The 8,920-nt window shown below is 60.5% G+C and carries 6 protein-coding genes; 4 read left to right on the top strand and 2 right to left on the bottom strand.

What is annotated here, in order from left to right; all coding sequences use genetic code 11:
* The first annotated feature begins 287 nt into the window (after positions 1–287).
* Positions 288–1,937 (top strand): glucose-6-phosphate isomerase, encoded by a 1,650-nt coding sequence (gene pgi / locus OKC31_RS19465; protein ID WP_247823751.1) that lies wholly within the window; start codon positions 288–290, stop codon positions 1,935–1,937.
* A 156-nt stretch (positions 1,938–2,093) separates the two neighbouring features.
* Here pgi and ilvC read toward each other — a convergent pair whose 3' ends face one another.
* Entirely contained in the window at positions 2,094–3,575 is a 1,482-nt protein-coding gene (gene ilvC / locus OKC31_RS19470) for a ketol-acid reductoisomerase (protein ID WP_247823750.1), read from the bottom strand.
* Between the two features lie 221 nt (positions 3,576–3,796).
* On the opposite strand from ilvC, the gene ilvY reads away from it, so the two are divergent.
* The gene (gene ilvY, locus OKC31_RS19475) at positions 3,797–4,690 is read left to right on the top strand and encodes an HTH-type transcriptional activator IlvY (RefSeq protein ID WP_040069423.1); all 894 of its coding nucleotides are present in this window, start codon (positions 3,797–3,799) and stop codon (positions 4,688–4,690) included.
* On the opposite strand, the gene OKC31_RS19480 is transcribed toward ilvY, so the two are convergent.
* Positions 4,679–5,545, bottom strand: a complete 867-nt coding sequence (locus OKC31_RS19480) for a hypothetical protein (RefSeq protein ID WP_247823749.1) — start codon at positions 5,543–5,545, stop codon at positions 4,679–4,681. The genes ilvY and OKC31_RS19480 overlap by 12 nt on opposite strands.
* Positions 5,546–5,736: 191 nt before the next feature.
* Here OKC31_RS19480 and OKC31_RS19485 point away from each other — a divergent pair, with 191 nt between their 5' ends.
* Both OKC31_RS19485 and OKC31_RS19490 read left to right on the top strand, forming a co-directional pair.
* Positions 5,737–5,928, top strand: coding sequence for a hypothetical protein (locus tag OKC31_RS19485; protein ID WP_019446537.1), 192 nt, complete (start codon positions 5,737–5,739; stop codon positions 5,926–5,928).
* A 73-nt stretch (positions 5,929–6,001) separates the two neighbouring features.
* Positions 6,002–8,578: a bifunctional acetate--CoA ligase family protein/GNAT family N-acetyltransferase gene (locus tag OKC31_RS19490; RefSeq protein ID WP_247823748.1), complete on the top strand. Its 2,577-nt coding sequence runs from the start codon at positions 6,002–6,004 to the stop codon at positions 8,576–8,578.
* Positions 8,579–8,920 lie beyond the last annotated feature (342 nt).

The raw sequence follows: 8,920 nt of genomic DNA on the forward strand, positions 1-8,920 counted from the left end.
CAGCCCATGGCCATGTCGATGCATAACCACGCCAACCGGATGAAAACAATTTCAGGCTATCGGGGTGGCCCCAATCATGAGCAAGCGCAAGATCCGCCTTGCTTTCGTGACACATAATCCCAATGTTCTGGTTGTATGCTCCCGGCAGTGACCCATTGCGGTAAAAGACAATCGGTAAAAATCTGTTACACGGGCCGCCCGATCGGCTCGCTATAATGCTCGGATAATAAGGTTTGGCGGGACCTTGCCTGCAAGGTTCAAACACAACTTGGCATTTCAGGAATCCTATGAAAAATATCAATCCAACCCAAACCCAGGCCTGGCAGGCACTGGAAGCCCACTTTGCAGCAAACAAAGAGACCCGACTCAAGGATCTGTTCGCGCAGGACCCGAAGCGCTTTGACAAGTTTTCCCTCACCTTCGGCGGCGACATCCTGGTTGATTACTCGAAGAACCTGATCACCGAAGAAACCCTCAAGTTGCTGGTTGATCTGGCCAAAGAGACCGATCTTCGCAGCGCGATCGATGCCATGTTCAATGGCGACAAGATCAACATGACCGAAGGCCGCTCCGTACTGCACGTGGCCCTGCGCAACCGCTCCGACCGCCCCATCGAGAGCGACGGCAAGGATGTGATGCCGGAAGTGAACGCCGTACTGGCCAAGATGAAGGGCTTCTGCGAGAAGATCATCTCCGGCGAGTGGAAAGGCTACTCCGGCAAGGCGATCCAGCACGTGGTCAACATCGGTATCGGTGGCTCCGATCTCGGCCCGGTGATGATCACCGAGGCACTGCGTCCCTACAAAAACCACCTGCAGATGCACTTCGTCTCCAACGTCGATGGCACTCACATCGCCGAGACCCTGAAGAAGATCGATCCGGAAACCACCCTGTTCCTGGTGGCCTCCAAGACCTTCACCACCCAGGAGACCATGACCAACGCCCTGACCGCCCGCGACTGGTTCATCAAGATCGCCGGTGACAAGGCCCACGTTGCCAAGCACTTCGCCGCCCTCTCCACCAACGGCAAGGCCGTGGCCGAGTTCGGCATCGACACCAACAACATGTTCGAGTTCTGGGACTGGGTTGGCGGCCGCTACTCCTCCTGGTCTGCCATCGGCATGCCCATCGCCCTGTCTGTCGGTTTCGAGAACTTCGAAGCCCTGCTGCAAGGCGCCTTCGAAATGGACATGCACTTCGCCACTGCCTCCTATGAGCAGAACGTGCCGGTGCTGCTGGCGCTGATTGGCCTGTGGTACAACAACTTCTACGGTGCCGAGTCCGAAGCCATTCTGCCGTACGACCAGTACATGCACCGCTTCCCTGCCTACTTCCAGCAAGGCAACATGGAATCCAACGGCAAGTACGTGGATCGCAACGGCAAGCCGGTTGACTACCAGACCGGCCCCATCATCTGGGGTGAGCCGGGTACCAACGGCCAGCACGCCTTCTACCAGCTGATCCATCAGGGCACCAAGCTGATCCCCTGTGACTTCCTGGCACCAGCCATCAGCCACAACCCGATCGGTGACCACCACCCGAAACTGCTGGCCAACTTCTTCGCCCAGACCGAGGCACTGGCCTTCGGCAAGAGCAAGGAAGAGGTTGAAGCCGAGTTCCTGGCGGCTGGAAAAACCCTGGAGCAGGTCAAGGATCTGGTGCCGTTCAAGGTGTTCGAAGGCAACCGCCCGACCAACTCCATCCTGTTCAAGAGCCTGACCCCGAAAACCCTGGGTGCCCTGATCGCCATGTACGAGCACAAGATCTTCGTACAGGGCGCAATCTGGAACATTTTCTCCTTCGACCAGTGGGGCGTGGAGCTGGGCAAACAGCTGGCCAACAAGATCCTGCCGGAGCTGGGCAACAACGAAGCTGTCACCAGCCACGACTGCTCCACCAACGGTCTGATCAACACCTGGAAAGCGTGGAAAGCCTGATTTATCCAGCCTTTCTGAATGCAAAAGCCCCGCTCGATGAGCGGGGCTTTTTTATGATTGTCGGGCTGATTTTTCTGGCTGGCCGGTCGGGTGTCCAGTCCGACCGGCGACGGGGATCGTCATCCCCGCCCCATCATCATCCTGCCCGATGCAGACTTAACCGCCAACGGCGATGCGTTTCATGTCCTTCATGTAACCGCGCAGTACTTGACCGATTTTTTCGATCGGGTGGTTGCGGGTCGCTTCGTTGGCCGCCAGCAGCGCCAGGTTATCCACGCTCTGCCCTTCCGCCTTGCTGGCCCCCAGATCGCCCGCTTTCAGGGTCGGCATGAAGTGCTCGCGCAGCAACGGCACTGCAGCGTTGGCGAACAGGTAGTTACCGTACTCGGCGGTGTCGGAGATGACCACGTTCATCTCGTACAGACGCTTGCGAGCAACTGTGTTGGCGATCAGCGGCAGCTCGTGCAGGGATTCGTAGTAGGCGGACTCTTCGTAGATGCCGGAGGCCACCATGGTTTCGAACGCCAGCTCGACACCCGCCTTGACCATGGCCACCATCACCACGCCATTGTCGAAGTACTCCTGCTCGGCAATCTTGCCTGCAAACGCCGGGGCGTTTTCGAAGGCGGACTTGCCGGTCTCTTCGCGCCAGGTCAGCAGCTTGATGTCGTCTTCGGCCCAGTCGGCCATCATGCCGCGGGAGAACTCACCGGCGATGATGTCGTCCATGTGTTTCTCGAACAGCGGGCGCATCAGGGTCTTGAGCTGCTCGGAGAGCTCGAAGGCGCGCAGCTTGGCCGGGTTGGAGAGGCGGTCCATCATCAGGCTGATGCCACCCTGCTTCAGGGCTTCGGTGATGGTCTCCCAGCCGAACTGGATCAGCTTGCCGGCGTAGGCCGGGTCTGTCCCTTCGGCAACCAGCTTGTCGTAGCAGAGCAGAGAACCGGCCTGCAGCATGCCGCAGAGGATGGTCTGCTCGCCCATCAGGTCGGATTTCACTTCCGCCACGAAGGAGGACTCCAGCACGCCGGCACGGTCGCCGCCGGTGGCAGAGGCCCACGCCTTGGCGATGGCCATGCCTTCGCCTTTCGGGTCATTTTCAGGGTGAACGGCGATCAGGGTCGGTACGCCGAAGCCGCGCTTGTATTCTTCACGCACCTCGGTGCCCGGGCACTTGGGCGCCACCATCACGACTGTGATGTCGGAACGGATCTGCTGACCCTCTTCCACCACGTTGAAGCCGTGGGAGTAACCCAGCGCGGCGCCCTGCTTCATCAGCGGCATCACGGTTTTGACGACGTCGGAGTGCTGTTTGTCCGGGGTCAGGTTGAGCACCAGATCGGCGGTCGGGATCAGCTCTTCATAGGTGCCAACCGCGAAGCCGTTGTCGGTAGCCTTCTGCCAGGAGGCGCGCTTCTCGGTGATGGCGGCCTTGCGCAGGGCGTAGGAGATATCCAGCCCGGAGTCGCGCATGTTCAGACCCTGGTTCAGACCCTGGGCACCACAGCCCACAATCACCACCTTCTTGCCCTTCAGCACGTTGCAGCCGTCCGCGAACTCTTCGCGCTGCATGAAACGACACTTGCCCAGCTGGGCCAACTGCTGACGCAGGTTCAAGGTGTTGAAATAGTTAGCCATGGTGATTGCTCCGTTCGATTGATTCCATGCCGGATGGCGGCGTTGTCTGAACCAATATAGCGCGGGACACTTATTGCCTGAACTGATATATTCGAAACAGTACGTTGCAATAATTGAAACGTTAATCCTTCATAATTGCCTGCTGAATGTACCGCGAGATGGCAGCAACAAGCCGCCAACCGCTGGATATCGGGCACACAAGCCGCGCCAGGAGCTGAAAGATGGACCTTCGCAATCTCGAGCTGTTTCTCCACCTCGCCGACTCCCTCCACTTCGGCAAGAGTGCCGATGCCATGGCGGTCAGCCCCTCCACCCTGAGTCGCGCCATCCAGCGGCTGGAGCAGGAGACCGGCTGCATCCTGTTCGAGCGGGACAACCGCTCGGTGCGACTCACCCCTGCCGGCGAGAAGCTGCGGGAGTTTGGTGGCGGCCTGTTGCAGGAGTGGCGTCAGCTCAAACAGGAGCTCAAACGCAGCGATGAACCGCTGCAGGGGCGCCTGCGGGTCTTCTGCTCGGTCACTGCCAGCTACTTTCTGCTGCCCGAGGTACTGGAGCGCTTTCGCCGCCGCTACCCCCAGCTGGAGATCAAGCTGGAGACTGGCGACCCGGCGCTGGCGGTGGACAAGATCCTGGCCGACGAGGCCGATCTCGCCATCGCCGCCCGCCCCGACGCCCTGCCCGCCAAGCTGGAGTTCGCCAGCCTGCAGCAGGTGCCGCTGGTCTTTATCGCGCCGCGCAACGCCCCGCAACTGAACCAGTGGTTCCGTCAGGGAGAACCGGACTGGGAGCAGCTGCCAGTCATCCTTTCCGAGCAGGGCTTGGCCCGCAAACGCAGCGATCAGTGGTTTCGCAACAAGGGGATAGCCCCCAACATCTATGCCGAAGTGGCGGGTAACGAGGGAATCGTCGCCATGGTGGCGCTCGGTTGTGGCGTGGGGCTGGTGCCGGCGGCGGTGATCGACCACAGCCCGCTCGGCGACAAGGTGCGGATCATCGACCTCAAGCCCGCCTTCAAGCCATTTGATGTGGGGATCGGGGTGCTCAAGAAGCGGCTGGAGGAGCCGCTGATCCGCGCCTTCTGGGATACCGCGCAGAATCAGGGCTCACTGCGCTGACACCGGATTATAGATAAGGGCCGGATCGGCCATCATGATGCGGCTGGGCAGCGGCAAGTCGGGGTTGTGCAGCTCGAGGCGCACCCGCTCATCCAGTTTCAGCCGCCGAATGGTGCTGCCAAATCCCTCTTCAAAGACCCGGTCAAAAGCACCAGACTGCCGCGCCCGCTGCAGGCCGAGCTCGATGCGCTGCGCCAGCTCCGGATATTTTGGCGAGACAAAGAAGAGCAGCGCCAGCGGATAGCGAAACACCAGACGGGGCTCGATGGCGAGATCCGTGTGCTGCCGCAGTTCATCCTCGACCTCGATGACCGAGCGCAGGAAGCAGTCAAAGCGCTTCTTGCGCAGCATGTTGAAGAGCGCCTCATAGAGATTGCCCACCGTCACCTTGAGGCCGTTAGCCCGCAGCAACTGGGTGTCTGGCCAGGATCTATGCTGACCGATGGAGAGCCCGGCGCGATGCCAGTCCGCCAACGATCCGATCGCGGCAAAACGCCCCTCATCCCCCTGCCGAACCAGACACACCCGCCACCCCAGCAGCCCCTTGGCCAATGGAATATGTACCGCCAGCAGATCCCTTTCCCGCTCCTCATCGGGGGCAAACACTCCGACCTGAACCAGCTCGCCGCTGTGCAGCTCTTTCACCGTCCGTCCCTGTTCCATCGGCGGGCTGGAGACCAGCTGGTAGGGGCCATATTCGGGCACCGTCAGATCAAGGGAGAGCCGCAACAACTGCACCACTGCCGGGTTGGGATGCTCCAGCAGCAGATTCCAGGTGCGGATCGACTGCACGGCAGCCGACGCATCTGCCGCCCACAGCCACAACACCATGCACCACAATCCGACTCGCTTCATTCCCTGCACCATCCAAGCGCCATGCTTCTGGTCATACTATAACGCCAGCCAAGGGTCTGATGCGGCGTTCGCTGCCAGATGTGTGAACCTTCTCCTGTCCCGTCTCATGTCAGAAGTGACAATAGGCAAACCGGGCAAGGGATCGCAGACTGAATATTCGCCATCATCGAACCACATCAGGGAGGAGCGCCATGAAACAGCATCTGGTCGAGATCAAGGGATCAACCCTGTTTGAGGAGTATCTGCAGAGCATGGGTCTGCCCAGCACCTTGCTGGACAGGGAGCAGGAGATCTATCTGCAGGAGCGTCACCTCGGTGCCATCCGCCGGGTACAGGGGGAGCTGCGCTTTTACCTGCGCGCCAACGCCCTGAACAAACGGTGATCGGGAGCCGGTCACAGAACCTGCAACAAAGAGGTATTAGACTGGTATCTTCCCCCTTTCGACGGGAGTGCCCATGAACGCAAGCGGTCTGGATCGGCTGTTCAAACCCCAATCAATCGCCATCATCGGCGCCTCGACCGATCCGCACAAAGCGGGCCATGTCATCGTCCGCCACCTGCTGGCGGGCCACTTCAAAGGGCCCATCCTGCCAGTCACCCCGCGCAGCAAAGCAGTGGCCGGCGTGCTGGCCTATCCCGACATTCCCAGCCTGCCACTGGCTCCGGATCTAGCCATCATCTGCACTCGCCGGGAGCGGGTCATCCCCCTGCTGGAGGCGCTCGGCCAGAAGGGAACAGGCGCCGCTATCATCCTCGCCGCCGATTTTTCACAAGATGAGCGGCAGGAGCTGAAACGGCTCTGCAAGCAATATGGCATCCGCCTGCTCGGACCCAACAGCATGGGGATGCTGCTGCCCGGTCAGGGGCTCAATGCCAGCTTTTCACCAATTGCCGCCAATCCCGGGCAGGTCGCCTTTCTCTCCCAGTCTGCCGCGGTCAGCACCACCATTCTCGACTGGGCCAAGCAACATGAGCTGGGATTCTCTGCCTTCATCTCCCTTGGCGATCATTGCGACATCGACTTCGGCCAGCTGCTGGACCAGCTCTCCCGCGACAGCGTGACCCGCGCCATCCTGCTCTATATGGACAAGCTGCACGATGCCCGCCATTTTCTCTCGGCGGCGCGAGCCGCCTCGCGCAACAAGCCGATCCTGGTACTGAAAAGCGGACGCCATGATCCGGCTCATGGCCTCGACAACGTCTATGACGCCGCCATCCGCCGCGCCGGCATGTTGCGAGTACGGGATACCCACGAGCTGTTTGCCGCAGTTGAAACCCTCAGCCACTCCATGACCCTCAAGGGGGAGCGGCTCGCCATCATCTCCAATGGCCGCGGGCTGGCCAATATGGCGGTGGATGTGCTGCTGGAGCGGGGCGGCAAACTGGCACGCCCACCGCTCGATATCGGCAGCGATGCCACCATCGCCACCTATCAGGAGGCGCTGGACAACCTGCTCGGGGAAGAGGGGATCGATGCCATCCTGATCATCCACGCCCCCTCGCTCACGGCCCCGAGTGCGCCGCTGGCCAGCCACCTTATCGCCCACCTGAAACAGCACCCCAGAGCTCGCCGTTTCAATATCCTCACCAACTGGGCAGGCGAGTACTCGGCACAGGAGGGGCGCAAACTCTTTACCGAAGCGGGCATCCCGACCTACCGTACCCCGGAAAGCGCCATGGCCGCTTTCATGCATATGGTGGAGTACCGCCGCAACCAGAAGCAGCTGATGGAGACCCCCGCCTCCCTGCACGGCAACCAGCTCAATATCGAGCTCTGCCAGCAGCTGATCCGCCAGGCACAGGATCGCAAAAAGCTGAGGCTGGATACCCATCTCGCCCACCCCATCTTGCAAGCAGCCGGGCTCGCAACATTGCCCACCTGGATCGTCACCGACGCCATCGAGGCAACCCTGACTGCCGAGCAGATCGGCTACCCGGTGGCAGTCAAACTCCGTTCGCCCGATATCCTGCACAAATCTGCCGTGCACGGTGTGGTGCTCAATCTGCGTACCTCGGCCGAGGTGGCGCAAGCTGCCGATGCCATTCTGGACAGGGTGAAACAGCACGATCCCGGCGCCCGCATTGAAGGGTTGCTGGTACAGCGCATGGCGCGGCGCAGCGGTGGCCTTGAGCTGCGGGTTCGAATCCAGCAAGATGCCATCTTTGGCCCTGTCATCCTGCTCGGTGAATCGGGTGCGGAACCACAGGAGATGGTTGCAGCGCTGCCACCGCTCAATCAGGCGCTGGCCCGTTACCAGATCATCGGTGCGCTCAAGAGTCGCAAGATCCGTGAACATGCCACTCCGGATCGGCTGGATATCGATGCCCTCGGTCAGGTGCTCTGCCAGCTATCCGAACTGCTGCTCGCCTTCCCGCAAATTCAGGAGCTGGATCTTCATCCGCTGCAAGCGTGCGGTGCCGAGATGGTAGTGCTGGATGCCAGCGTGACGCTGGCCGACCCAGCACTTCCAGCCGCCAGTCGGCTGGCTATCCGCCCCTACCCGACCGAGCTGGAGGAAGGAGCCTGGCTCAAGGATCAGAGTCATGTTCTGCTGCGCCCCATTCGCCCGGAAGATGAACCGGCTCACAAACAGTTCGTGCTGCAGGTTTCCGATGAGGACAGGTACAAACGCTTCTTCGCCGACGTGGGTGAGCTGGGTCACGAAGAGTTAGCCCGCATGACCCAGATCGATTACGACCGCGAAATGGCCTTTGTCGCCGTAGGGCAGGATGGGGAACGTAAAGATCAGATTCTCGGGGTAGTGCGCGCCATCTCGACGCCGGATCTCAGCGATGCCGAATTTGCCATTCTGGTTCGTTCCGACCTGAAAGGACTTGGGCTCGGCAAACTGATGATGGAGAAGATCATACGCTACGCCTACGAACAGGGGATTGGCCAGCTCTCCGGCATGACCATGCCGAGCAATCGCGGCATGGTGACCCTCGCCAGGCGACTCGGCTTTACCATTGATGTCCAGATGGAGGAGGGAGTGGTCAATATGGCCCTTCCCTGTGGGGCTGGAGTCCGGTGATGGGGATGGGTGGAAGCGAGTAATCCAGTACAAATGGTTGCGAATCATCCAAAAATGACCGCAATTACATACCAAAAGGAGGGAAAGCAGGCCTGCTAGCGCCCTCCCTCAGGCAAGGGCCACTGGTCAGTGGCTTCTGGATGCTAAAAATGCAAAAGCCCGGTCATCAGACCGGGCTTTGGTGTCTATTCTGGCGTGCAACGCTGTGGCCAACGGGCAAATCGCCCATAGCAAAAAGGCCTTCCCAATCGGGAAGGCCTTCTATTTAGTGGCGGAGCGGACGGGACTCGAACCCGCGACCCCCGGCGTGACAGGCCGGTATTCTAACCGACTGAACTACCG

It is taken from the genome of Aeromonas sp. Y293-4, from assembly GCF_027705905.1.
Classification (GTDB): Bacteria; Pseudomonadota; Gammaproteobacteria; order Enterobacterales; family Aeromonadaceae; genus Aeromonas; species Aeromonas veronii.

Coding starts and splice junctions, on each gene's coding strand:
- pgi (WP_247823751.1), top strand. CDS start 288: ATGAAAAATATCAATCCAACCCAAACCCAGGCCTGGCAGGCACTGGAA.
- ilvC (WP_247823750.1), bottom strand. CDS start 3,575: ATGGCTAACTATTTCAACACCTTGAACCTGCGTCAGCAGTTGGCCCAG.
- ilvY (WP_040069423.1), top strand. CDS start 3,797: ATGGACCTTCGCAATCTCGAGCTGTTTCTCCACCTCGCCGACTCCCTC.
- OKC31_RS19480 (WP_247823749.1), bottom strand. CDS start 5,545: ATGAAGCGAGTCGGATTGTGGTGCATGGTGTTGTGGCTGTGGGCGGCA.
- OKC31_RS19485 (WP_019446537.1), top strand. CDS start 5,737: ATGAAACAGCATCTGGTCGAGATCAAGGGATCAACCCTGTTTGAGGAG.
- OKC31_RS19490 (WP_247823748.1), top strand. CDS start 6,002: ATGAACGCAAGCGGTCTGGATCGGCTGTTCAAACCCCAATCAATCGCC.